Annotated in this window: 22 protein-coding genes; 10 read left to right on the top strand and 12 right to left on the bottom strand. The window is 70.8% G+C overall.

From position 1 onward, the window contains the following. Positions 1 to 14: 14 nt before the first annotated feature. Together rlmB and cysS are read right to left on the bottom strand one after the other, a co-directional pair. A complete protein-coding gene (gene rlmB, locus KV102_RS09685) occupies positions 15 to 956 on the bottom strand; it encodes a 23S rRNA (guanosine(2251)-2'-O)-methyltransferase RlmB (RefSeq protein ID WP_220343376.1) in 942 nt (313 codons plus the stop codon). After that, positions 956 to 2,416: a cysteine--tRNA ligase gene (cysS, locus tag KV102_RS09680; RefSeq protein ID WP_220346044.1), complete on the bottom strand. Its 1,461-nt coding sequence runs from the start codon at positions 2,414 to 2,416 to the stop codon at positions 956 to 958. The genes rlmB and cysS overlap by 1 nt, the downstream gene beginning before the upstream one ends. A 46-nt stretch (positions 2,417 to 2,462) precedes the next feature. On the opposite strand from cysS, the gene KV102_RS09675 reads away from it, so the two are divergent. The 3 genes from KV102_RS09675 to ispF all read left to right on the top strand — a co-directional run bounded on the left by KV102_RS09675 (position 2,463) and on the right by ispF (position 4,537). Further along, positions 2,463 to 3,710, top strand: coding sequence for a C39 family peptidase (locus KV102_RS09675; protein ID WP_220346043.1), 1,248 nt, complete (start codon positions 2,463 to 2,465; stop codon positions 3,708 to 3,710). Positions 3,711 to 3,768: 58 nt separating this feature from the next. Beyond that, positions 3,769 to 3,987: a hypothetical protein gene (locus KV102_RS09670; protein ID WP_220343373.1), complete on the top strand. Its 219-nt coding sequence runs from the start codon at positions 3,769 to 3,771 to the stop codon at positions 3,985 to 3,987. A gap of 61 nt (positions 3,988 to 4,048) precedes the next feature. Further along, entirely contained in the window at positions 4,049 to 4,537 is a 489-nt protein-coding gene (ispF, locus tag KV102_RS09665; protein WP_220343372.1) for a 2-C-methyl-D-erythritol 2,4-cyclodiphosphate synthase, read from the top strand. On the opposite strand, the gene KV102_RS09660 is transcribed toward ispF, so the two are convergent. Next, a complete protein-coding gene (locus tag KV102_RS09660; RefSeq protein ID WP_220343371.1) occupies positions 4,521 to 4,874 on the bottom strand; it encodes a nitrite reductase (NAD(P)H) small subunit in 354 nt (117 codons plus the stop codon). The genes ispF and KV102_RS09660 overlap by 17 nt on opposite strands. A 138-nt stretch (positions 4,875 to 5,012) precedes the next feature. Then, positions 5,013 to 5,498: a CarD family transcriptional regulator gene (locus tag KV102_RS09655; RefSeq protein WP_220343370.1), complete on the bottom strand. Its 486-nt coding sequence runs from the start codon at positions 5,496 to 5,498 to the stop codon at positions 5,013 to 5,015. A gap of 228 nt (positions 5,499 to 5,726) precedes the next feature. Between KV102_RS09655 and KV102_RS09650 the strand changes: the two genes are divergently transcribed. After that, on the top strand, positions 5,727 to 6,308 hold the full coding sequence (locus KV102_RS09650; RefSeq protein ID WP_220343369.1) for a hypothetical protein: 582 nt from the start codon (positions 5,727 to 5,729) through the stop codon (positions 6,306 to 6,308). Positions 6,309 to 6,318: 10 nt separating this feature from the next. On the opposite strand, the gene KV102_RS09645 is transcribed toward KV102_RS09650, so the two are convergent. From KV102_RS09645 to KV102_RS09635, 3 genes are all read right to left on the bottom strand, one after another. Next, positions 6,319 to 7,116, bottom strand: a complete 798-nt coding sequence (locus tag KV102_RS09645) for a deoxyribonuclease IV (RefSeq protein WP_220346042.1) — start codon at positions 7,114 to 7,116, stop codon at positions 6,319 to 6,321. Between the two features lie 74 nt (positions 7,117 to 7,190). Beyond that, positions 7,191 to 7,871 carry a response regulator transcription factor gene (locus KV102_RS09640; protein WP_220343367.1) on the bottom strand — a complete coding sequence of 227 codons (681 nt, stop codon included), beginning with the start codon at positions 7,869 to 7,871 and terminating at the stop codon, positions 7,191 to 7,193. Then, positions 7,868 to 9,067 carry a cell wall metabolism sensor histidine kinase WalK gene (locus KV102_RS09635; protein WP_301021613.1) on the bottom strand — a complete coding sequence of 400 codons (1,200 nt, stop codon included), beginning with the start codon at positions 9,065 to 9,067 and terminating at the stop codon, positions 7,868 to 7,870. Before KV102_RS09635 ends, KV102_RS09640 begins: the two co-directional genes overlap by 4 nt. A gap of 131 nt (positions 9,068 to 9,198) precedes the next feature. On the opposite strand from KV102_RS09635, the gene phoU reads away from it, so the two are divergent. Further along, positions 9,199 to 9,846, top strand: coding sequence for a phosphate signaling complex protein PhoU (gene phoU / locus KV102_RS09630; RefSeq protein ID WP_220343366.1), 648 nt, complete (start codon positions 9,199 to 9,201; stop codon positions 9,844 to 9,846). Between the two features lie 28 nt (positions 9,847 to 9,874). Here phoU and KV102_RS09625 read toward each other — a convergent pair whose 3' ends face one another. Together KV102_RS09625 and KV102_RS09620 are read right to left on the bottom strand one after the other, a co-directional pair. Beyond that, complete coding sequence (locus KV102_RS09625) at positions 9,875 to 10,684, bottom strand: sulfite exporter TauE/SafE family protein (RefSeq protein WP_374197355.1); 810 nt, start codon at positions 10,682 to 10,684, stop codon at positions 9,875 to 9,877. A 3-nt stretch (positions 10,685 to 10,687) separates the two neighbouring features. After that, positions 10,688 to 11,437: a phosphoglyceromutase gene (locus KV102_RS09620; RefSeq protein WP_220343364.1), complete on the bottom strand. Its 750-nt coding sequence runs from the start codon at positions 11,435 to 11,437 to the stop codon at positions 10,688 to 10,690. 79 nt (positions 11,438 to 11,516) lie between these two features. On the opposite strand from KV102_RS09620, the gene KV102_RS09615 reads away from it, so the two are divergent. Next, the gene (locus KV102_RS09615; protein WP_220346041.1) at positions 11,517 to 12,533 is read left to right on the top strand and encodes an NAD-dependent epimerase/dehydratase family protein; all 1,017 of its coding nucleotides are present in this window, start codon (positions 11,517 to 11,519) and stop codon (positions 12,531 to 12,533) included. An 18-nt stretch (positions 12,534 to 12,551) separates the two neighbouring features. Here the strand turns inward: KV102_RS09615 and KV102_RS09610 are convergent, their stop codons facing one another. Next, positions 12,552 to 13,085 carry a YbjN domain-containing protein gene (locus KV102_RS09610; RefSeq protein WP_374106993.1) on the bottom strand — a complete coding sequence of 178 codons (534 nt, stop codon included), beginning with the start codon at positions 13,083 to 13,085 and terminating at the stop codon, positions 12,552 to 12,554. Positions 13,086 to 13,104: 19 nt separating this feature from the next. After that, the gene (gene mshA, locus KV102_RS09605; protein WP_220346309.1) at positions 13,105 to 14,346 is read right to left on the bottom strand and encodes a D-inositol-3-phosphate glycosyltransferase; all 1,242 of its coding nucleotides are present in this window, start codon (positions 14,344 to 14,346) and stop codon (positions 13,105 to 13,107) included. A 111-nt stretch (positions 14,347 to 14,457) separates the two neighbouring features. Here mshA and KV102_RS09600 point away from each other — a divergent pair, with 111 nt between their 5' ends. The 3 genes from KV102_RS09600 (at position 14,458) to KV102_RS09590 (ending at position 17,194) form a co-directional block, all read left to right on the top strand. Then, a complete protein-coding gene (locus tag KV102_RS09600; RefSeq protein ID WP_220343362.1) occupies positions 14,458 to 15,216 on the top strand; it encodes an SDR family NAD(P)-dependent oxidoreductase in 759 nt (252 codons plus the stop codon). 72 nt (positions 15,217 to 15,288) lie between these two features. Continuing rightward, complete coding sequence (locus tag KV102_RS09595) at positions 15,289 to 16,428, top strand: acyl-CoA dehydrogenase family protein (RefSeq protein WP_220343361.1); 1,140 nt, start codon at positions 15,289 to 15,291, stop codon at positions 16,426 to 16,428. A gap of 7 nt (positions 16,429 to 16,435) precedes the next feature. Further along, entirely contained in the window at positions 16,436 to 17,194 is a 759-nt protein-coding gene (locus KV102_RS09590; protein WP_220346040.1) for an SDR family NAD(P)-dependent oxidoreductase, read from the top strand. Here KV102_RS09590 and KV102_RS09585 read toward each other — a convergent pair. Further along, entirely contained in the window at positions 17,154 to 18,758 is a 1,605-nt protein-coding gene (locus KV102_RS09585) for a DHA2 family efflux MFS transporter permease subunit (protein WP_220346039.1), read from the bottom strand. The two genes, KV102_RS09590 and KV102_RS09585, sit on opposite strands and share 41 nt — an antisense overlap. A gap of 224 nt (positions 18,759 to 18,982) precedes the next feature. On the opposite strand from KV102_RS09585, the gene typA reads away from it, so the two are divergent. Continuing rightward, positions 18,983 to 20,857, top strand: a complete 1,875-nt coding sequence (gene typA, locus KV102_RS09580; RefSeq protein WP_220346038.1) for a translational GTPase TypA — start codon at positions 18,983 to 18,985, stop codon at positions 20,855 to 20,857. Positions 20,858 to 20,864: the final 7 nt, after the last annotated feature.

Here is a 20,864-nt window from a genome sequence, read left to right as displayed (position 1 = left end):
CGAGCGGACCGTCGCTAAACCTGCCGACGCTGGTCGATCGCGTACAACGCGATGCCGGCTGCGACGCCCGCGTTCAGCGACTCCAGCGACGACGCCATCGGGATCGACACGAGCACGTCGCACGTCTCCGACACCAAGCGGGAGAGGCCCTTGCCCTCGCTCCCGACCACCAGGACGAGCGGGCCGTCGGCGAGGTCGAGATCGGGCAGGGAGACGTCGCCGTCGGCCGAGAGACCGGCGATCATCAGGCCTTGCTCGGCGTACGCCTTGAGCTGCCGTGTGAGATTGGTCGCCCGGGCCACCGGCACCCTTGCCGCGGCACCGGCGGACGTCTTCCATGCCGAGGCCGTCATGGATGCTGTGCGCCGCTCCGGGATCACCACCCCGTGTGCGCCGAAGCCGGCGGCGCTGCGGATCACCGCTCCCAGGTTGCGCGGGTCTGTGATGCCGTCGACGACGATGATCAGCGGCACCTCACCTGCCTCCTCGGCGGCGGCGAGCAGGTCGTCGGGGTGCGCGTACTCGTAGGGCGGGAGCTTGGCCGCGACGCCCTGGTGCACCGCGCCTTCGGTGAACCGGTCGAGCTCGGCCTTGGTCGCGTCCAGGATCGACAGGCGCTTGTCGACGGCGAGCGCGAGGATCTCGGTGATGCGGTCGTCGCGGTCGATGCCCTCGGCGACATAGAGCGTGCTCACCGGCACGTCGGCGCGCAGCAGCTCGACCACGGAGTTGCGTCCGGCTGCCCACTCGCTGGAGTCCCCGCGCTTGCGGGGTGCGGGCTGACGGCGCTTGTCGGCGGCGCGCGCCATCTTGTACTTCTTGTGGTTGGGTCGCTCCTCGGCCTTTGGGGTCGGCCCCTTGCCCTCAAGACCCCGGCGGCGGTGGCCGCCGGTCCCGACCGACGCACCCTTCTTGCCCTTGTTGATCGCGCCCCGGCGCTGGCTGTTCCCGGCCATCAGCTCACTGGTCCCTTGTTCGTCGCGTGGTCCCCGCCGACGGACCAGCGTGGTCCTGCGGGGGTGTCCTCGACCTCGACCCCAGCTGCCTTCAGCTGGTCGCGGACACGGTCCGCGGTGACGAAGTCCTTCTCTGTCCGGGCGGTCGCCCGCTGCTCCAGCAGCGCCTCGACGAGCGTCCCGAGTGCGGCGTGAGCCGCACCGGCGCCGTCTCCGCCGTCGTCCCACTGCGACGCGTACGGGTCGAGCCCCAGCACGTCAAGCATGCGCCGTACCGCCGAGAGCGTGCTCACCAGGGCATAGCGCTGCTCGTCGCCGGCCGCGAGCTGCTTGTTGCCGTCGCGGACCAGCTCCTGGACCTGGGCGAGCGCTGCGGGCACCGCCAGGTCGTCGTCCATCGCCTCCGCGAAGCCCGGCGTGACCGCACCGCCGAGCTCGCGCAGGTCGGTGCTGGCCCCTGTCGCCTCGGTCGCCCGGCGGACGAAACCCTCGATGCGCTGGTAGGTCGTCGCAGCGTCGGCGAGCGACTCCTCGGTGTAGTCGATCTCGGAGCGGTAGTGCGCGGCCACCAGGTAGTAGCGCACGTCGACCGGCCGGAAGCGCTTGACCACCTCGCTCACCAGCAGGGAGTTGCCGACCGACTTGCTCATCTTCTCGCCCCCGATGCGGACGAGCTGGTTGTGCATCCAGGACCGGGAGAACGGCATGCCGGCCGCTCGGGCCTGAGCGAGCTCGTTCTCGTGGTGGGGGAAGCGCAGGTCGATGCCGCCACCGTGGATGTCGAACTCGGGGCCGAGGTACTTCGTGGCCATCGCCGAGCACTCGATGTGCCAGCCGGGGCGGCCACGACCCCACGGCGAGGGCCACGACGCCGTCTCCGGCTCCCCCTCCTTGTGCCCCTTCCAGAGCGCGAAGTCGCGCGGGTCGCGCTTGCCGCGCGGGTCGGCGTCCTCGGCGTCGCGCATGTCGTCGAGCTTCTGGTGCGACAGCTCGCCGTAGTCGGGCCACGAGCGCACGTCGAAGTAGACGTCGCCCGAGCCGTCTGGCGCGGCGTAGGCGTGGCCGCGGTCGATCAGGGTCTCCACGAGCTCGATGATCTCGGGGACGTGCCCGGTCGCGCGGGGCTCGTACGTCGGCGGGAGGCAGCCCAGCACGTCGTAGGCGGCGTGCAGGGCGCGCTCGTTCTCGTAGGCGACGGCCCACCACGGCCGGTCCTGCTCGGCGCCCTTGACGAGGATCTTGTCGTCGATGTCGGTGACGTTGGCGACCAGCGTGACCTCGAGGCCCTCGTGGGTCAGCCAGCGCCGCAGCACGTCGAAGGCCACCTCCTTGCGGATGTGGCCGAGGTGTGGCGGGCCCTGGACCGTGAGCCCACAGTGATAGATGCCGACCCGTCCGGGGACGAGGGGCTCGAGGGCGTTGGTCTGCATGGTCGCAGAGTCGTAGAGGCGCACGGTCACGCTGACCAGAGTAGTGGCTTGCCCTGATCCGACTTAGCATCGATCAATGCGCAACCGTACGGTTCGTACCTCGCTCGTCCTCGCCGGCGCCCTGACCAGTGCCGGCCTGGTGGCGGGCACCATGACCGCCGCGGCGCAGGCCGCGGCCCCGCGCATCGCCTCGCAGCGGTGGACGACCTCGGGGCAGCTGTCGTCCGGGAGCACCGCCGGCACGAGCGTCAGCGGTGGCGCAGTGCGGTTCTCGCGTGCAACCGGCCGCACCAGGCTCGCCGGGCGCACCTACGAGAAGGCCCGCTGGACCTCGGCCTGGTCGTCGACCGGTTTCGGTGCCGACGAGGTGGTGCCGTCCTGGAACGCGCGCACCCCCGGCAGGTCCGCCCTGATCGTCTCCGTGCGGGTGCGGACGACGAACGGGCGCACCGGGAGCTGGGACACCCTCGGACGGTGGGCAGAGAAGGAGAGCACGGTCCGCCGCACGTCGGGGCCGGCCCAGTCCGACGACGTCGCCCGTGTCGTGACCGATGCCGTCCGGGCGAACGGGAGCGCGCGCGTCGCGGCCTGGCAGGTGCGCGTCACCCTGCTCCGCCCGGTGAGGTCGAGGGCGAAGCCTCGCCTGCTCTCGGTCGGCGCCGTCGCGTCGGCCGCGGCGAGGTCGGCGAGACCGGTGTCGGCGACCACGATGAGGCGGACGGTCGAGCTCGCCGTCCCGCGGTACTCGCAGATGGTGCACCGCGGTCAGTACCGCCAGTACGACGGAGGCGGAGCCGCGTGGTGCTCCCCCACCTCGACCACGATGGTCCTGCGCAGTCTGGGCAGAGGGCCGACGAAGGCGCAGTACGCGTGGGTCCGACGCGGGATCAGGCAACGCTTCGTCGTGCACGGCGCCCGCCGGACGTACGACGTCCGCTACGGGGGCACGGGCAACTGGGGCTTCAACACCGCTTATGCCGGCACCCGGGGTGCCGACGCGTTCGTCGCGCGACTGTCCTCGCTGCGCGACGCCGAGGCGTTCGTGAGGGCGGGGATCCCGTTGGTGGTGTCGGTCGCCTTCGGCCGTGGCGGTCTGACCGGTGCGCCGATCCGCTCCACCGCCGGCCACCTCTTCGTGATCCGCGGGTTCACCGCCACGGGTGACGTCATCGTCAACGACCCTGCCGCTCCCCGGGTCTCGAGCGTCCGGCGCGTGTATCGCCGGGCCCAGCTCGAGCGGGCGTGGCTGCGCGGCAGCGGCGGCACGGCTTACGTGATCCGGACGGGCAGGGCGCTGCCGACGATCACCGGTCACCGCTGGTGAGGACGAGCCGGTACGACGCGACGGGCATGGCGCCGGCCGGCGTGGGTAACGATCGGCCATGACTGAACAGGACAGGATCACCGCCATCCAGGCCGTCGTCGACCGCGTGACCTCGTGGCAGGACGGCGCGACCGAGGGCACGGTCGAGGACGAGCTGCGCCGCGGCGTCGAGGAGGTCGGCGTCGAGATCAGCGACGACGAGATCCGGCGTCTCGCCGACGTCATCCAGGACCGTCACGGGGCGGTCTCGGCGGCCGAGGTCCTCTCGGCCGGCTGACCCGAGGGGCGCGCGGCCCGCCGGTCGCCCGCTCGACCGGACGGCGCGCGATGATGGCCCCATGGCGCACTCCCCGATCCCCCGCGTCGGCACCGGCACCGACGTCCACGCGTACGAGGCCGGACGACCCATGTGGTGCGCCGGACTGCTGTGGCCCGACGAACCGGCAGGACTCGCGGGGCACTCCGACGCCGACGTGGTCGCTCACGCCGTGTGCGACGCCTTGCTCGCAGCGTCGGGACTCGGCGACCTCGGGAGCAACTACGGGACGTCCGATCCGGAGTGGGCCGGCGCCTCCGGCGTCGCGTTCGTCACCGAGACCGCCCGCAGGGTCGTCGACGCCGGGTTCACGATCGGCAACGTGAGCGTCCAGCTCGTCGGCAACCGACCCAAGGTCGGGACGCGGCGCGACGAGGCGCAGCGGGTGCTCTCGGACGCCGTCGGAGCGCCGGTGAGCGTGTCCGGGACGACGACCGACGGGCTCGGTCTCACCGGGCGCGGAGAGGGTGCCGCGGCGATCGCCACGGCGATCGTCATCCCCGTACGGTGATGCACACCTCGGCAAATCCATTGACGAGACGCACCGGATAGAGCGCGAGTCTGGTCATCGGGTCGTCGATGCAGACGCCGGTCTCGAGGTCGAACAGCTCTCGACCCGCCGGTGCGGCCAGGAGGGTCCGCCCGTCTCGCTCGACGACCAGGCCCCGGGCCATCGTCTGGGTCCCGGAGTAGGGATCGCGGTTGCCGACGGCACGAAGCTCTCGCTCACCGGTCTTGAACAGCGCCACCTGCTTGCCGCGGACGAGTGCGGAGACACCGATGCCCACGACGAGCTCTCCCGCGTCGCACACCTTGACCCAGGTCGCCACTCCGCCCGACGTCGCCATGCCGCGACGCTAGGCAGCGCGGGTTTCGTACCGGTTACGGCACGCAACAGCCGGAATAAGAAACGCCGTCGCACGACGAAGCCGCTGCCATAGTCACGGCAGCGGCTTCGTCACGAGTGGTCGAGGACCACGATCAGGTCAGGACGCGAGCACCTCGTCGAGCAGCGTCTCGGCCTTGTCCTCGTTGGTGTTCTCGGCGAGCGCGAGCTCGGAGACGAGGATCTGACGCGCCTTGGCCAGCATCCGCTTCTCGCCTGCCGAGAGACCCCGGTCGCGTTCGCGGCGCCACAGGTCACGCACGACCTCGGCGACCTTCATCACGTCACCGGAGTGCAGCTTCTCGAGATTGGCCTTGTAACGACGGGACCAGTTGGTCGGCTCCTCCGCGTGCTCCGCCCGAAGCACACCGAAGACCCGGTCCAGCCCCTCCTTGTCCACCACGTCGCGCACCCCGACCAGGTCGAGATTGCACGCCGGCACCCGTACGACGAGATCGTTCTGGGCGACGATGCGCAGCACGAGGTACTGACGCTCTTCGCCCTTGATCGTGCGGACTTCGATGTCCTCGATGACCGCCGCACCGTGATTGGGGTAGACAACCGTTTCGCCAACAGTGAAAGTCATATGTCCATAGCCCTTTCTTAGGTGACTAGGGTAACACGGGGAACCACAGCCCTCCGGATCGTTTCTGCAGGTCAGGAGCCTCATCGGGACTTGACAAAGTCTCGCCGGAGTGGCAGTCGAGGGTGTCCGCACGACCTCGTCGCACGGCCCGGGCGGCCCGCGGATACGCTGGGTGCGTCGCCGCGCACCACCTGGTCGCGCTCGTAGGAATGAAGAAAGGGTCGGGCTGTGCTCACTCGCTCCCGCCGTGCTCTCGCCACCGCCGTCGTCGGCGGACTCGCTGTCCTCCTCGCAGGATGTGGCACCGGCTTCGAGGCACAGACCAACTCCGTCTACGAGGCCAGCGTCGGCACCGACGACCGCTCGAGCGACGTCCAGGTGCTCAACGCGCTCTTCGTGAAGAACGAGGACGGCTCCGGGACGCTGTCAGCCGGCCTGGTCAACCAGGCGCTGAAGGCCGACCGGCTTGTCGAGGTCGAGGTCAGCACGCTCGACGGCACACCGGTCGACGTCACCTTCGACGGTCCCGTGCCGGTCCCGGCCCGCCGTCTGGAGACGCTCGGCACCAAGCCTCAGGTGGTCATCGAGGGCTCGGAGCTCTTCGCCGGCCAGTTCCTCGTGATCACCTACACGTTCGCCAACGCCGGTGACGTCGACATGCAGCTCCCCATCGTGACCCGGATCCCGATGTATGACTCGGTGGCCGAGCCGGGCGCGAGCACCCCCACCAGCCCCGCCACGCCGAAGGCGTCCTCGGCCGTCGACCAGGACACCCCCGGCGAAGAGGACGAGGGCGCCGGCACCGACTGAGGTCGGGTCGCTACTGCGCGACCTGGTCGCGGAGCCACGCGATGTCGTCGCCGGTCTGGTCGTCGGCGTGGGTCTCGATGATGACCGGCGCACCAGCCGAGCGGACCACGTCCACGAGCAGCTCCGGCGGGATCGTCCCTGCCGTCAGGTGAGCGTGGCGGTCGGCTCCTGAGTCGAAGGCGTCGCGGCTGTTGTTGCAGTGCACGAGGTCGATCCTGCCCGTCACCGCCTTGATCCGGTCGACGATGCCCTCGAGCTCGATGCCGCCCGCCCAGGCGTGGCAGGTGTCGAGGCAGAAGCCCCACGAGTCTCCGGCACCGCCGGCCTGGATCGCCTCCCACGTCCGCTCGATCCGCTCGAACCGTCGCGCCATCGAGTAGTCGCCCCCCGCGGTGTTCTCGAGGAGCACCGGCACCTTGGCGTCGATCGCCTCGACGGCCTTGCGCCAGTTGTCGAACCCCTTGTCGAGGTCGTCCTCGGAATCGACGTAGCCACCGTGGAGGATCACCCCCGCGGCACCGATCGCGGCGGCACCGTCGACGGCGTTCTGGACGAGCTTGCGGCTGGGGATGCGCACGCGGTTGTTGAGGCTCGCCACGTTGAGCAGGTAGGGAGCGTGGACGTAGAGCGGGACGTCTCGCGCCGCCGCGTCGTCACGGAGCCCGTCGGCGCCGCCGGCGTACTCGTACTTCGGCCACTTCCAGCTCTGCGGGTCGCCCAAGAACATCTGGGCGACGTCGGCGCCGACCCGGTCGACGTCGTCGAAGGGGTGGGCCTGGTCGACGTGGGTCCCGATCCGTGTCTTCATGCCGATCAGCCTAGGGGCCACCACGGACGTCGCGCCTCGTGCGGCAGAGCAGCCGGCCGCCGGCCATCGGCGTCCTAGACGTCGTACTTGTATCCCAGCCCTCGCACCGTCACCAGCGTCGAGGGGCGTGACGGATCGGGCTCGATCTTGGCGCGGAGCCGCTTGACGTGGACGTCGAGCGTCTTGGTGTCGCCGACGTAGTCCGAGCCCCAGACGCGGTCGATGAGCTGACCCCGCGTGAGCACCCGCCCGACGTTGCGGAGAAAGAGCTCCAGCAGCTCGAACTCCTTCAGGGGCAGCCGGACCTCGTCGCCGTCGACGGTGACCACGTGCCGGTCGACGTCCATCCTGACCCGGCCCACCTCGAGGGCGGTGTCATCGGCGGCACCCTGGTCGGCGCCGCGGCGGAGGACCGCCCGGATCCGGGCGACCAGCTCGCGAGGGCTGTACGGCTTCGTGACGTAGTCGTCGGCGCCGAGCTCGAGACCGACCACCTTGTCGACCTCGGAGTCCTTGGCGCTCACCATGATCACCGGCACCGACGACGACGCACGGAGCTTGCGGCACACCTCGGTCCCGCTGATGCCGGGGAGCATGAGGTCGAGGAGGACGATGTCGGCTCCGGTGCGGTCGAACTCCTCGAGCGCCGCGTAGCCGTCGGTCGCGACGGCCACCTCGAAGCCCTCCTTGCGCAGCACGTACGACAGCGCATCGATGTAGCTCTCCTCGTCCTCGACGACGAGCACTCGGGTCATGGGCGTGCCTCCTGGGCGGACGGGCGTACCGGGGTCTGGGCGTCGGACGAGGCGGATGCGTCGTCGTCGAGGTCGCGCGTGCGGGCCGCGGCGGGGAGCACCAGCGTGAACGACGAGCCGTGGCCGGGCTCGCTCCACACCTCGACGGCACCGGCGTGGCTGGCGGCGACGTGCTTGACGATCGAGAGGCCGAGCCCCGTGCCACCCGTGCTGCGCGCCCGTGCCGGATCCACGCGATAGAAGCGCTCGAAGATCCGCTCGATCTCCGCCTGGGCGATGCCGACGCCCTGGTCTCGCACGGCGATGCGGACCTCGTCGTCGACGCGAGCGGCGTCCACGGTCACGCTCGTGCCCTCCTCGGAGTACGCGATGGCATTCTCGACCAGGTTGTTGACCGCCTGGAGCAGCTGCTCGCCGTCACCGTGGACGTACAGGTCGTCGGCGCTGCGGACGGCGACGTCGATCCCCCGGGCCTCCGCGTCGACCGCGTTGCGCTCCACCGCCGCGGCGACCAGCGTCGCGACGTCGACCTCGTGCGGGTCTTCGACCAGGGCGTCGCCCTGAAGGCGGGAGAGCTCGATGATCTGCTGGACGAGGCGGGTGAGGCGAGCGCCCTCGCGCTTCATCCGTCCGCTGAACCGGACGACGGCCTCCGGGTCGTCGCGAGCCTCGCCGACGGCCTCGGCCAGCAGGTTGAGCGCCCCGACCGGGGTCTTGAGCTCGTGACTCACGTTGGCCACGAAGTCGCGGCGGATCATCTCCACGCGCCGCTCGGAGGTCCGGTCCTCGACGAGCACGAGCACCAGGCGCGAGGTGAGCGGAGCGACCCGGACGAGCACGTGCCGCTGACCGCCGCGTCCCAGCCCGAGGGCGAGCTCCTCCGTACGGACCTGACCGTCGCGCCGGACGAGCCGGACCATGTCGCGGAGTGTCTCGTGCTCGAGGCGGGTGTCCTGGAGCAGACCCATGGCGTGCGCCGGGGCGGAGGCCCTCACCACCCTGTCGGCGGCATCGACGATGACCGCCGACGAGCGCAGGACGGCAAGGACGGCCTCGGCGCCGGCCGGGACCTCGGGCTCGGGCCGGGCCGGGATGTGCTCCTGCTGCCGCTCGCTGTAGCGCCACGCCCACAACACCCCGGCCCCCATCAGAAGGCCTACGGCGGCGCCGAACGCGAACGCGATGTCCGGTTCCACACCTCGATCGTACGCAGGGGCCCTGATCCTTGATGAACGTGCGGGGCGACCGACGGGGTCGTTCGTCCAGAGTTCACCGCTCGTTCATCGCAGGTCGGTGACGGTTCACCTGGACTCCCTAGGGTCCGAGCATGCGCGACTTCTATGACGACCGGCTGGATGCGCTCGACGCCGACCTCGTGGCGATGACCACGGCGGTGCGCTTCTCGCTCGCTCGGGCGAGCGCGGCCCTCCTCGACGGGGACCTCGGCGCGGCCGAGCTGGTCATCAGCGGAGACGCGGTGATCGACGCCGCCCGCGAGTCGTGCGAGAGCGATGCGATCTCCCTGCTCGCGACTCAACAGCCGGTGGCCACAGACCTCCGTCGCGTGGTGGCCGGGTTGCGGATCGCCGGTGACCTCGAGCGCATCGGTGACCTCGCCGTCCACGTCGCGGAGCTCGCCCGCATGCGCATGCCGGAGCTGGCGGTCCCTGCGGAGGCCCGACCGACGGTGGCGGAGATGGCCCGGGTCGCCGGCGGCATGCTCGAGTCCGTCGCGATCGTGCTCGGAACCCACGACCTCGACGCCGCGGCCGCGCTGCTCTCGGCCGACGACGAGATGGACAGTCTCTACCGGACGATGTTCCACCGGCTGCTCGGCGACGGCTGGACCGGTGGGGTGGAGTCGGCGGTCGACGTCGCGCTCCTCGCGCGCTACTACGAGCGGACCGGCGACCACGCGGTCTCGATCGCGCGCCGCGTGGTCTACCAGGTGACCGGCGAGGTGCCTCAGGTCTGAGCGTCGGGTCCTCCGCAACCGTCGGCGGTCAGCGCATGCCGATGATGGTGTAGAGCGCGACGAGGCCGAGCACCACGATGCAGGCACGGAGCAGCAGCGACGGGAGACGCCGCCCGATGCGCGCGCCGAGGTACCCGCCCACCAGCGAACCCGCGGCGACGAGTCCGACGGCGGTCCAGTCGATCGGGTGCGTCCCACCGCCCCAGGTGGCGACCACCACGTACGTCGTCGCCGAGACCACGTTGACCCCCAGCACGAGCACGTTCTTGAGCGCGTTCATGCGCTGCAGCGCCAACGGCACCAGCATCCCCAGGAGCCCGATCAGGAGGATCCCCTGGGCAGCGGCGAAGTAGCCCCCGTAGATCCCGCACGCGAACACCGTGACCAGCGCGGCAAGACTGCGCGGCCGGCTCATCGCGTCGAGCGCGACCTCGTCGACGCCGCTGGCCTCGCGCCGCGCCTTGAGCCACCTCTGGAGCGGCGGCTGCGCGACCACCATGACCAGCGCCACCACGAGCAGCACCGGCACCACCGCGATGAACGTGTCCTCGGGAAGGTTCAGCAGCAGGTACGCCCCGACGAGCGAGCCGAGGAGGGAGGCGGGCAGGAACCTTCTGACGAGGAAGCCCTGCCCGGCGAGCTCTCGCCGGTAGCCGAACGAGCCGGTGATGTTGCCGGGCACCAGGCCCACCGCGTTGCTCATCGTCGCCGTCACCGGCGGCACCCCGAACGCCACGAGCGTCGGGAAGGTGATCAGGGTCCCCGAGCCGACGATCGTGTTGATGACACCCGCGCCGACCCCCGCGAGGAGGACCAGCGCCATCTCGACGCCGGACAGGTGTCAGCGCCCCTGGTTAGCGACCGCCTCGGCCGCGGCGCGAGCCGCCTCCGGGTCGAGGTAGCGGCCGCCCTTGGTGAGCGGCCGCATGTCCTCGTCCAGCTCGTACAGCAGCGGCATCCCGGTCGGGATGTTGAGGCCGACGACGGCCTCCTCGGACATGTCGTCGAGGTGCTTCACGAGCGCCCGCAGCGAGTTGCCGTGCGCCGCCACCAGGACCGTCCGCCCCAGCCGCAGGTCGGGGACGATCGCGTCGTACCAGTACGGGAGGAACCGGTGGAGCACGTTGGCGAGCGCCTCCGTACGCGGCCGGACCTCCGGAGGGAGATCGGCGTAGCGGACGTCGTGGAACTGGCTGAACTCGGCGTCCGCGTCCAACGGCGGCGGCGGCACGTCGTACGAGCGCCGCCACTTCATGAACTGCTCCTCGCCGAACTCCTCCAGCGTCGCCTTCTTGTCCTTGCCCTGGAGCGCCCCGTAGTGGCGCTCGTTCAGCCGCCACGACCGCCGCACCGGGATCCAGTGGCGGTCGATGCCGTCGAGGGCGATCTGGCCGGTGCGGATCGCGCGGCGCAGCAGCGACGTGTGCATCACGTCGGGGAACAGACCGGCCTCGGCCATCAGGAGTGCCGCGGCGCGGGCCTCGGCCTCACCCTTCTCGGTGAGGTCGACGTCGACCCAGCCGGTGAAGAGGTTCTTCTTGTTCCACTGGCTCTCGCCGTGGCGCAGCAGGACGAGGGTGTAGGCACTCATGCGCTCACCCTAGCGACGACGGCTCTGCCCTGAGCGGAAGACCTTGCCGCCCGGGCGCGCGATCGGCCAGGCTCGAGACATGCGCCTGCTCATCCTGGGAGGGACCCACCACGTCGGCCGCGCCGCCGTCGAGGCCGCGCTGGCCCGTGGCCACGACGTCACCACCGTGACCCGGGGCACCAGCGGATCGCCCGCGCGGGGTGCCGACGCCCGGTACGCCGACCGCCGCGACGCCCGAGCCTTCGCCGACGCGCTCGCCGGTGAGACGTGGGACGCCGTCCTCGACACCTGGTCGGACGAGCCGAGCGTGGTGCGTGACTCCGCACGGCTGTTGGCCGATCGCGTGTCGCACTACGGCTACGTCTCCAGCCGGTCGGTCTACGCCTGGCCGCTCGTGCCGGGGGCCGACGAGAGCGCTCCGGTCGTCGACGGCGATCCCGACGCCACCACCGCCGACGACTACGGGGCGGCGAAGCGAGGCGCCGAGCTTGCGGTCCTGGACGCGTTCGGCGACCGTGCGCTGCTGGCGCGGGCGGGGCTGGTGATCGGCCCGTACGAGGTCGTCGGCCGCCTTCCTTGGTGGCTGCGGCGAGTCGCTGCGGGCGGGGACGTGCTCGCTCCCGGCCCGGGCGAGCGACCGCTGCAGTACGTGGACGGACGGGACCTCGCGGGGTGGATGCTCGACCGCGCCGAGACGGCCGGCCGGGGCGGCGAGGGTGGAGGCACGTACAACGTGGTCAGCCTTCCGGGGCACACCACGACGCGTGAGCTGCTCGAGTCGTGCCTGGCCGTGACGGTGGCGGACGCGACCCTCGTCTGGGTGCCGGCCGAGGTGCTCCTGGAGGAGGGCGTCACCGGATGGGTGGACCTGCCGATCTGGGTGCCCCCGACCGGGGAGCTGGCCGGACTGCACGACGGTGACACGTCGGCCGCCCACGCGGCCGGGCTGCGGTGCCGGCCGGTCCAGGAGACGGTCGCGGACACCTGGACGTGGTTGCGAGCCGAGGGTCCGACGGCGTCGCCTCACCCCGAGCGCCAGCCTGCGGGGGTCGACGCGGAGACCGAGGCGCGGATCCTCGCGCGGGTGCGGAGCTGAGCGGGCCGCACGGCACCGTCAGCCCTGGGCCGAGTCCTTCTCGAGCAGATGACGGAACGCCTCCAGGTTGCGCGTCGACTCGCCGCGCGAGAGCCGCCACTCCCACTCCTTGCGGATCGAGCTGGCGAACCCGAGCTCGAGGATCATGTTGAACGAGTCGTCGGCGTAGGTGAGCACCGATCCGAGGACGCGGTCGACCTCGTCCTCGGTGATGGCGTGCAGCGGGAGGCGGCCGTCGAGATAGATGTCGCCCGCGCTGTCGACGGCGAACGCCACGGCGTACATCCGCAGGTTGCGCTCGAGGAGCCAGCGGTAGACGGCCTCGTGGTTCTCGTCGGGGCGCCGCGCGACGAAGGCGTGGATGCCGAGTGCGTGGTCACCGACCTCGAGACGGCAGGTGGTCTGGAGCTTGCGGACGCCGGGCAGCGTGACCTCGAAGACACCCGGCCGGAACTCCGTGTGCTCGAGGTCGGCTGCTGCCAGAGCGCTCCTGATCGTCGCGGCAACCGCCCATGGCGCGCCCTGCTCGTCCGGCTCCGTACGACCGTCCACGGCCTCCCCTTTCGCTGCGTTACTGACCGACGGCGGTCGGCAACGGCAGAGGCTGGCCGACCGCGTCCTCGTAGACCGCGAGCGTACGCTCGGCCGTCACGTCCCAGCCGAAGCGCCGCGCGTGGTGCACGGCGGCCTCCCGCATCGAGGCGTGCAGTCCCGACTGGTCGAGGACCTGGGCGAAGGCCGCCGCGTAGTCGACGGGCTCGTGCCCGTCGACCAGCAGCCCGGTCACACCGTCGTGGACGGCGGTCGTCAGACCACCGACCTTGGCCGCCACCACCGGGGTGCCGCACGCCTGCGCCTCGATCGCGACCAGGCCGAAGGACTCGTTGTGCGAGGGGACGCAGACGATCGACGCCGCGGCGTACCAGAGCGCGAGCCGGTCCTGCGCGACCGGCGGGACGAACCGGACGCGGTCGGAGATGCCGAGTGCGGCAGCGAGCTCGAGGAGGACGGTCGGCCGGTCGATCCCGCTGCCGGAGGGCCCTCCCACCACCGCGACGACGGTGCGGTCGCGACGAGCGCCCGCCATCAGGTGCGCGGCGGCCTCGAGCACGACGTCGGGGGCCTTGAGCGGCTGGATACGGCCGGCGAACAGGATGACGTCGGCGTCCTGCGGCAGGCCCAGGGCCACCCGTGCCGCGACCCTGTCGGTCGGCCGGAAGCGGTCGAGGTCGACGCCGGGATGGACGACCGAGACCCGCTGCGAGTCGGCGGCGTACCGCGTGACCAGCTGGTCGCGCTCGTCGGCGGTGTTGGCGATCAGCCGGTCGGCGGAGGCGACGAGCTGCTCCTCCCCTGCCACCCGACCGGCCGGCTCGGCGAGGTCACCGACCGCGAGGTTGGCGTTCTTGACCTTGGCCATCGTGTGCATCGAGTGGACCAGCGGGACACCCCACCGGTCGGCGGCGACCTGCCCCACCTGGCCGGACAGCCAGTAGTGCGAGTGCACGACGTCGAACCACCCGGCCGGCCGCGTGGCCTCGGCGCGCAGGACGTCGCGGGCGAACGTGCACAGCTGGGCCGGGAGGTCCTCCTTGGGAAGCCCTTCGAACGGACCCGCCGGCACGTGGCGGACCGTGACGCCCGGGAGCGCCTCGGTGACCGGAGGCTGCTCGGAGGACGTCGCCCGGGTGAAGATCTCCACCTCCACCGAGCGGGCAGCCAGCTGACGCGCCAGCTCCAGCACGTACACGTTCATGCCGCCGGCATCGCCGTTGCCGGGCTGCTCGAGCGGCGACGTGTGCGCCGACACCATGGCGACACGACGGACGTGGAGGGCTGTCACGCCTCCATCCTAGGCAGGCGTTCCAGGCCCCGAGCGGGACTCCCCGCACCGTCGGAAGCCTCCCGTGGCAGCATCTGAGGCATGCAGGAGAGCACCGCCGAGAACCGGCGCACCGCGGTCGTGACCGGAGCGAGCAGTGGGATCGGAGCCGCCACCGCTCGGCGTCTGGCCGCCGACGGCTTCCACGTGCTCTGCGCGGCCCGCCGCGCCGACCGGGTCGAGGCGCTGGCCAATGAGATCGGCGGCACCGCAGTCGTGTGCGACGTCACCGACCAGGCGTCGGTCGACGCGCTGGCCGCAGCGGTCGGTCCCGAGCTGGCCGTCCTGGTCAACAACGCCGGTGGCGCCGTCGGCCAGGAGCCGATCGAACGGACCAGCCCCGAGGCGTGGCAGCAGATGTACGACTCCAACGTCATCGGCACGTTGCGGGTGACCAAGGCCCTCCTCCCCGCACTGCGCGCCAGCGGCGCGGGCACCGTCCTCAACGTCGGATCGATCGCCGGCCACCTCGCGTACGAAGGGGGCGCCGGATACACGGCGGCCAAGCACGGTGTCGCGATGATCACCGAGACGCTGCGCCTCGAGCTCAACGGCGAGCCGGTCCGGGTCACCGAGATCGCGCCGGGGATGGTGCACACCGACGAGTTCTCCCTCGTCCGCTTCGGCGGCGACCAGGCGCGGGCCGAGGCCGTCTACGAGGGCGTCGCGGAGCCCTTGACCGCCGACGACGTGGCCGACGCGATCAGCTGGATGGTCACGCGCCCGCAGCACGTCAACATCGACCTCATGGTCATCAAGCCGATCGCGCAGGCGGCGCCGTGGAAGGTCTCACGCACCTGAGCCGGTGACGCGAGGAGCCCCTCGTAGGCTTCTCGTACGCGCCAACGCCGTCGCGACCCCGAGAGAGGTGCCATGCCCGTCGAGCGACTGATGCCGAGCGAGGAGTCCGAGGACCTCATCGCTCTGACCCGAGCGATCGTCGACAAGGAGCTCCGTCCCCGGGTGGACCAGGCCGAGCGCACCGCGACCTTCCCCCGCGAGGTCTTCCGGACGCTCGGACAGGCCGGCCTGCTGGGCCTGCCGTACCCCGAGGAGTACGGCGGCAGCGGGCAGCCGTACGAGGTCTACCTGCAGGTGGTCGAGGAGATCGCCACCGCGTGGGCGTCGGTCGGTGTCGGGACCAGCGTGCACGCACTCTCGTGCTTCGGGCTGTTCACCGCGGGCACCGACGAGCAGAAGGCACGGTGGCTCCCGGACATGCTCGGCGGCGACCTGCTCGGCGCCTACTGCCTCTCAGAGGCGCACGCCGGCTCGGACCCGGCAGCGATGCGCACCCGCGCGGTGCGCCACGGCGACGAGTACGTCATCGACGGCGCGAAGGCGTGGACCACCCACGGGGGCGAGGCCGACTTCTACAAGGTCATGGCCCGGACCTCCGAGGGCGGTCGCGGGATCTCCTGCTTCCTCGTGCCCGCAGACACGCCAGGGCTGTCGGTCGACAACCCCGAGGACAAGATGGGCCTCATGGGCTCGACCACCGCGACGATGCTCTTCGACGGAGTCCGCGTCCCGGTCGAGCGCCGCCTCGGCGCCGAGGGTCAGGGACTTCCGATCGCGCTGGCCGGGCTGGACTCGGGCCGCCTCGGGATCGCCGCGGTGGCGACCGGCGTTGCGCAGGGCGCGCTCGACGTCGCGCTGGCGTACGCGCGGGAGCGCGAGACCTTCGGCAAGCCGATCATCGAGCACCAGGGCCTGGCCTTCCTCCTCGCCGACATGGCGGCCGCCGTCGAGTCGGCCCGCGCGACGTACCTCGCCGCAGCGAGGCTCAAGGACGCTGGGCGCCCGTTCCGCACGCAGGCGTCGATCGCGAAGCTCGTCGCCACCGACAACGCGATGAAGGTGACCACCGACGCCGTCCAGGTGCTCGGCGGCGCCGGCTACACCAAGGACTTCCCCGTCGAGCGCTACATGCGCGAGGTCAAAGTCATGCAGATCTTCGAGGGGACCAACCAGATCCAGCGGCTCGTCATCGGCCGCGACCTCGCACGCTAGGAGAGACATGGACCTCGTCAACACCGCCGCCGTCGTCACCGGTGGAGCCTCGGGCCTCGGTGCCGCCACCGTGGCTGCCCTCGCTGAGCGCGGCGCCACGGTCTTTGCCCTGGACCTCGCGGGCTCCATCGAGAAGGCCCCTGCGGTGGAGGGCGTCACGTACGTCGAGACCGACGTCACCGACCCCGCCTCGGTTCGCAACGCGGTGACCGCCGCGACCTCCGGCGGCGCCCCGCTGCGGACGGTCGTGAGCTGCGCAGGGATCGGCCCCTCGGCGCGGATCCTCTCCAAGCGCGGCCCGCACGACCTCGACCTCTTCGCCAAGGTCGTCCAGGTCAACTTGGTCGGTTCCTTCAACGTGATGACCGTCGCCGCCGAGGCGATCGCGGCCACGGAGGCCGACGAGGACGGCCAGCGCGGGGTCATCGTCAACACCGCGTCGATCGCCGCGTACGACGGTCAGATCGGCCAGGCGGCGTACGCGGCGTCCAAGGGCGGCATCGTCGGGCTGACGTTGCCCGCCGCGCGTGACCTGGCGCAGTACGGGATCCGGGTCTGCACCGTCGCCCCGGGCATCGTCGACACCCCGATGCTCGCGACCGTGTCGGACGAGTTCCGCGCCGGTCTCGCCGCCGGCGTGCCGTTCCCGCAGCGGCTCGCGAGGCCGTCGGAGTTCGCCGACCTGGTGACGATGATCGTGGAGCACGACTATCTGAACGGCGAGGTCATTCGGATGGACGGAGCCCTGCGGATGGCTCCTCGCTGACCGCCGCCGAGTCCGCGGGGGTCTCCGCGCCCTCTGGGCCCACGGGGGTCTCCGCGGGACGACGCCGTGGAAGGAACGCCACCGGGATCAGCGCGAGCAGCAAGAGCACCCAGGCGACCCAGAAGGTCTGCGCGAACGCCTCACCGGCGTCGGCGAGGACCGCGTCCACGGCGGCCATACCACCCAGCTGCGGGATGATCTCCGGGTTCTGCCAGGAGCCCACCACGGCGTACCAGATGCGCTGTGTCGGCAGCCAGGCCGTCAGCAGGACCGACATCACGGCGACGCCGACCGAGCTCGCGATCTGCTGGTTGATGTTGATGAGTGTCGTCCCGCGCGCGACCTCCTGGTGGGAGAGCGACTTGAGGGCCGAGGTGAACACCGGCATCATCGTCGCGCCCATGCCGAGACCCATCACGAACAGCGCCGCGATGATCTTCCAGTAGGCGGTCTCCGAGGTGATCTGAGTCAAGGGGAACAGCCCGACGAGGATCCCCAGGAACCCGAACGGGACGATCCGCCCCACCGGGATCCGGTCGACGAGCCGGCCGGCGATCGGCATCGTGAGCATCGCGCCGATGCCCTGCGGCGCGACCAGCAGACCGGCGTCGAGCGTCGACTCCCCGCGGACCTGCTGGAAGTAGGTCGGGACCAGCAGCAGGCTCCCGAAGAACGCCGCCACGAACAGGAACATCACGATCACCGAGATGGTGAGGTTGCGGTGTCTGAACAGCCGGAGGTCGAGCAGCGGGTGCTTCGGGCGGAACGAGTGCCGGACGAAGGCCAGCATGAGGGCCGCGCCGACGACCATCGGGATCCAGACCCGCGTATCGGCGACCGTCCCCTTCTCCGGGATCGAGGAGACGCCGAACAGGAACAGCGCGAGCCCGGGCGACAGCAGCAGCATGCCGAGGAAGTCGAACGACTCCGACGGCTCCGGCCGGTCTCCCGGCAGTGCGAACCACGCGTAGACGAGCGTCGCCACGCCGATCGGGAGGTTGATCAAGAAGATCCAGTGCCAGCTCGCGTGCTCGATGAGCCAGCCGCCGACGATGGGGCCGAGGATCGGACCCAGGAGCATCGGGATGCCGAGGATCGCCATCAACCGACCCATGCGGTGCGGGCCGGCGGCACGGGTCAGGATCGTCATCCCGAGGGGCATGATCATGCCGCCGCCGAGGCCCTGGAGGACCCGGAAGGCGATCAGGGTGTTGATGTCCTGAGCAGCCGCGCAGAGCACCGAGCCCGCGGTGAAGAGGGCGATGGCGGCGATGAAGAGCCTCTTGGTGCCGAACCTGTCGGCCGCCCACCCGGTCAGCGGGATCACGGTCGCCAGAGCGAGGGTGTAGGCAGTGACGGTCCACGCGACGTGCGAGTACGCGAGCGGGTCGGCCGCCGAGCCGAACTCTTGCTGGAACGTCGGCAGGGCGACGTTGACCACCGTGATGTCGAGGATCGACATGATCACCCCGAGGATCACCACTCCGGCGATCTTGAGGACCGCGGCGTCGATGTTCTCCGGGTAGTCGGGCGTCTGCGAGGTCGAGCGCTGCGTGTCGGTCATGTGGTCTGCCTTCCGTGACAGGTCGGCACCCCCCGGTGTCGCACCGTCCACAGTGACCCCTGGCACCGACAGATGTCATCGGAATTTGCGGAGAGCGAACACGAGAGCCACGTCACACCGGGCCGGATGGAGCGACCGTTGTGCCCCTCTCGGTAAGATGGACGATGCTCCGCGCCGTGCGTACTGTCCGGCGCCTCTCCCACGCAAGGACCGAACGCCAGCGCATGCCCATTCGCTCTGACCTCCGCAACGTCGCCATCGTCGCGCACGTCGACCATGGCAAGACCACACTCGTCGACGCGATGCTCCAGCAGCAGGGAAGCTTCGACGAGCACCACCAGCTGGCAGAGCGCGCGATGGACTCCGGTGACCTCGAGCGCGAAAAGGGCATCACGATCCTCGCCAAGAACACCGCGGTGCAGTACGCCGGCCCTGGCGCGCCCGAGGGCGGCGTCACGATCAACATCATCGACACCCCGGGGCACGCCGACTTCGGTGGCGAGGTCGAGCGCGGGCTCTCCATGGTCGACGGCGTGGTGCTCCTCGTCGACGCGTCCGAAGGTCCCCTGCCGCAGACGCGCTTCGTGCTCCGCAAGGCGCTGCACGCCAAGATGCCGGTCGTCCTCGTCGTCAACAAGGTCGACCGTCCCGACGCCCGCATCAGCGAGGTCGTCGAGGAGGCGTACGAGCTGTTCATGGACCTGCTCGACGACTCGACCGATACCGAGGCGCTCGACTTCCCGGTCGTGTACGCGTCGGCGAAGGCCGGACGCGCCTCGCTCACCCAGCCCGCGGACGGCGGTCTGCCCGACAGCGAGGATCTTGCCCCGCTGTTCCAGACGATCCTCGACACCGTCCCCGCCCCGACCTACACCGAGGGCGCCCCTCTCCAGGCGCACGTCACCAACCTGGACGCCTCGCCGTTCCTCGGCCGTCTCGCGCTGATCCGCGTCCACGAGGGCACGCTGCGCAAGGGCACTCAGGTCGCGTGGTGCAAGCGCGACGGCTCCGTCGACCGGGTGAAGATCACCGAGCTGCTCCGGACCGAGGAGCTCGAGCGTGTCCCCGCCGAGGAGGCGAACCCCGGTGACATCGTCGCCGTCGCCGGTATCCCGGAGATCATGATCGGTGAGACGCTCGCCGATCCGGACGACCCGAAGCCGCTCCCCCTCATCCAGATCGACGAGCCGGCGATCTCGATGACGATCGGCACGAACACCTCGCCGCTCGCCGGTCGCGAGAAGGGCACCAAGGTCACCGCTCGCCTCGTCAAGGACCGCCTCGAGCGTGAGCTGGTCGGCAACGTGTCGATCAAGGTGCTCCCGACCGAGCGCCCGGATGCCTGGGAGGTCCAGGGCCGTGGCGAGCTGGCGCTGGCGATCCTCGTGGAGCAGATGCGCCGCGAGGGTTTCGAGCTCACCGTGGGCAAGCCCGAGGTCGTCACCCGCATCGTGGACGGCAAGGTCCACGAGCCCGTCGAGCGGCTGACGATCGACTGCCCTGAGGAGTACCTCGGCACCGTCACGCAGCTCCTCGCCGTCCGCAAGGGCCGCATGGAGCAGATGACGAACCACGGCACCGGCTGGGTCCGCATGGAGTTCCTGGTCCCGGCGCGCGGCCTGATCGGCTTCCGTACGGAGTTCCTCACCGACACCCGCGGCACCGGCATCGCGCACCACGTCTTCGAGGGGTACGAGCCGTGGCTCGGCGAGATCTCGACGCGCCCGAGCGGATCGCTCGTCGCGGACCGCGCCGGTGCGGCTTCGGCGTACGCGATGACGAGCCTGCAGGAGCGCGGCGTGATGTTCGTCGACCCGACGACCGAGGTCTACGAGGGCATGATCGTCGGCGAGAACAGCCGCGAAGACGACATGGACGTGAACATCACCAAGGAGAAGAAGCAGACCAACGTCCGCTCCGCCACCTCCGACAACTTCGAGAAGCTGATCCCGCCGCGCAAGCTGTCGCTGGAGCAGAGCCTGGAGTTCTGCCGTGAGGACGAGTGCGTCGAGGTCACGCCGTCGAACGTCCGGATCCGCAAGGTGATCCTGGACGCCGGCGAGCGCGCCCGGTCGAAGCGCCGCGGCCCCAAGGGCTGAGGCTCTG

It is taken from the genome of Mumia sp. zg.B53, from assembly GCF_019550935.1.
Taxonomy (GTDB): domain Bacteria; phylum Actinomycetota; class Actinomycetes; order Propionibacteriales; family Nocardioidaceae; genus Mumia.
The sequence above is the reverse complement of the archived record's forward strand: the minus strand, read 5'-3'. Positions and strand labels throughout refer to the sequence as shown.

Excerpts from the sequence above, each read along its gene's own strand:
- rlmB (WP_220343376.1), bottom strand. The coding sequence starts at position 956 with ATGGCCGGGAACAGCCAGCGCCGGGGCGCGATCAACAAGGGCAAGAAG.
- KV102_RS09675 (WP_220346043.1), top strand. The coding sequence starts at position 2,463 with ATGCGCAACCGTACGGTTCGTACCTCGCTCGTCCTCGCCGGCGCCCTG.
- KV102_RS09670 (WP_220343373.1), top strand. The coding sequence starts at position 3,769 with ATGACTGAACAGGACAGGATCACCGCCATCCAGGCCGTCGTCGACCGC.
- ispF (WP_220343372.1), top strand. The coding sequence starts at position 4,049 with ATGGCGCACTCCCCGATCCCCCGCGTCGGCACCGGCACCGACGTCCAC.
- KV102_RS09660 (WP_220343371.1), bottom strand. The coding sequence starts at position 4,874 with ATGGCGACGTCGGGCGGAGTGGCGACCTGGGTCAAGGTGTGCGACGCG.
- KV102_RS09655 (WP_220343370.1), bottom strand. The coding sequence starts at position 5,498 with ATGACTTTCACTGTTGGCGAAACGGTTGTCTACCCCAATCACGGTGCG.
- KV102_RS09645 (WP_220346042.1), bottom strand. The coding sequence starts at position 7,116 with ATGAAGACACGGATCGGGACCCACGTCGACCAGGCCCACCCCTTCGAC.
- KV102_RS09640 (WP_220343367.1), bottom strand. The coding sequence starts at position 7,871 with ATGACCCGAGTGCTCGTCGTCGAGGACGAGGAGAGCTACATCGATGCG.
- phoU (WP_220343366.1), top strand. The coding sequence starts at position 9,199 with ATGCGCGACTTCTATGACGACCGGCTGGATGCGCTCGACGCCGACCTC.
- KV102_RS09620 (WP_220343364.1), bottom strand. The coding sequence starts at position 11,437 with ATGAGTGCCTACACCCTCGTCCTGCTGCGCCACGGCGAGAGCCAGTGG.
- KV102_RS09615 (WP_220346041.1), top strand. The coding sequence starts at position 11,517 with ATGCGCCTGCTCATCCTGGGAGGGACCCACCACGTCGGCCGCGCCGCC.
- mshA (WP_220346309.1), bottom strand. The coding sequence starts at position 14,346 with ATGGTGTCGGCGCACACGTCGCCGCTCGAGCAGCCCGGCAACGGCGAT.
- KV102_RS09600 (WP_220343362.1), top strand. The coding sequence starts at position 14,458 with ATGCAGGAGAGCACCGCCGAGAACCGGCGCACCGCGGTCGTGACCGGA.
- KV102_RS09595 (WP_220343361.1), top strand. The coding sequence starts at position 15,289 with ATGCCCGTCGAGCGACTGATGCCGAGCGAGGAGTCCGAGGACCTCATC.
- KV102_RS09590 (WP_220346040.1), top strand. The coding sequence starts at position 16,436 with ATGGACCTCGTCAACACCGCCGCCGTCGTCACCGGTGGAGCCTCGGGC.
- KV102_RS09585 (WP_220346039.1), bottom strand. The coding sequence starts at position 18,758 with ATGACCGACACGCAGCGCTCGACCTCGCAGACGCCCGACTACCCGGAG.
- typA (WP_220346038.1), top strand. The coding sequence starts at position 18,983 with ATGCCCATTCGCTCTGACCTCCGCAACGTCGCCATCGTCGCGCACGTC.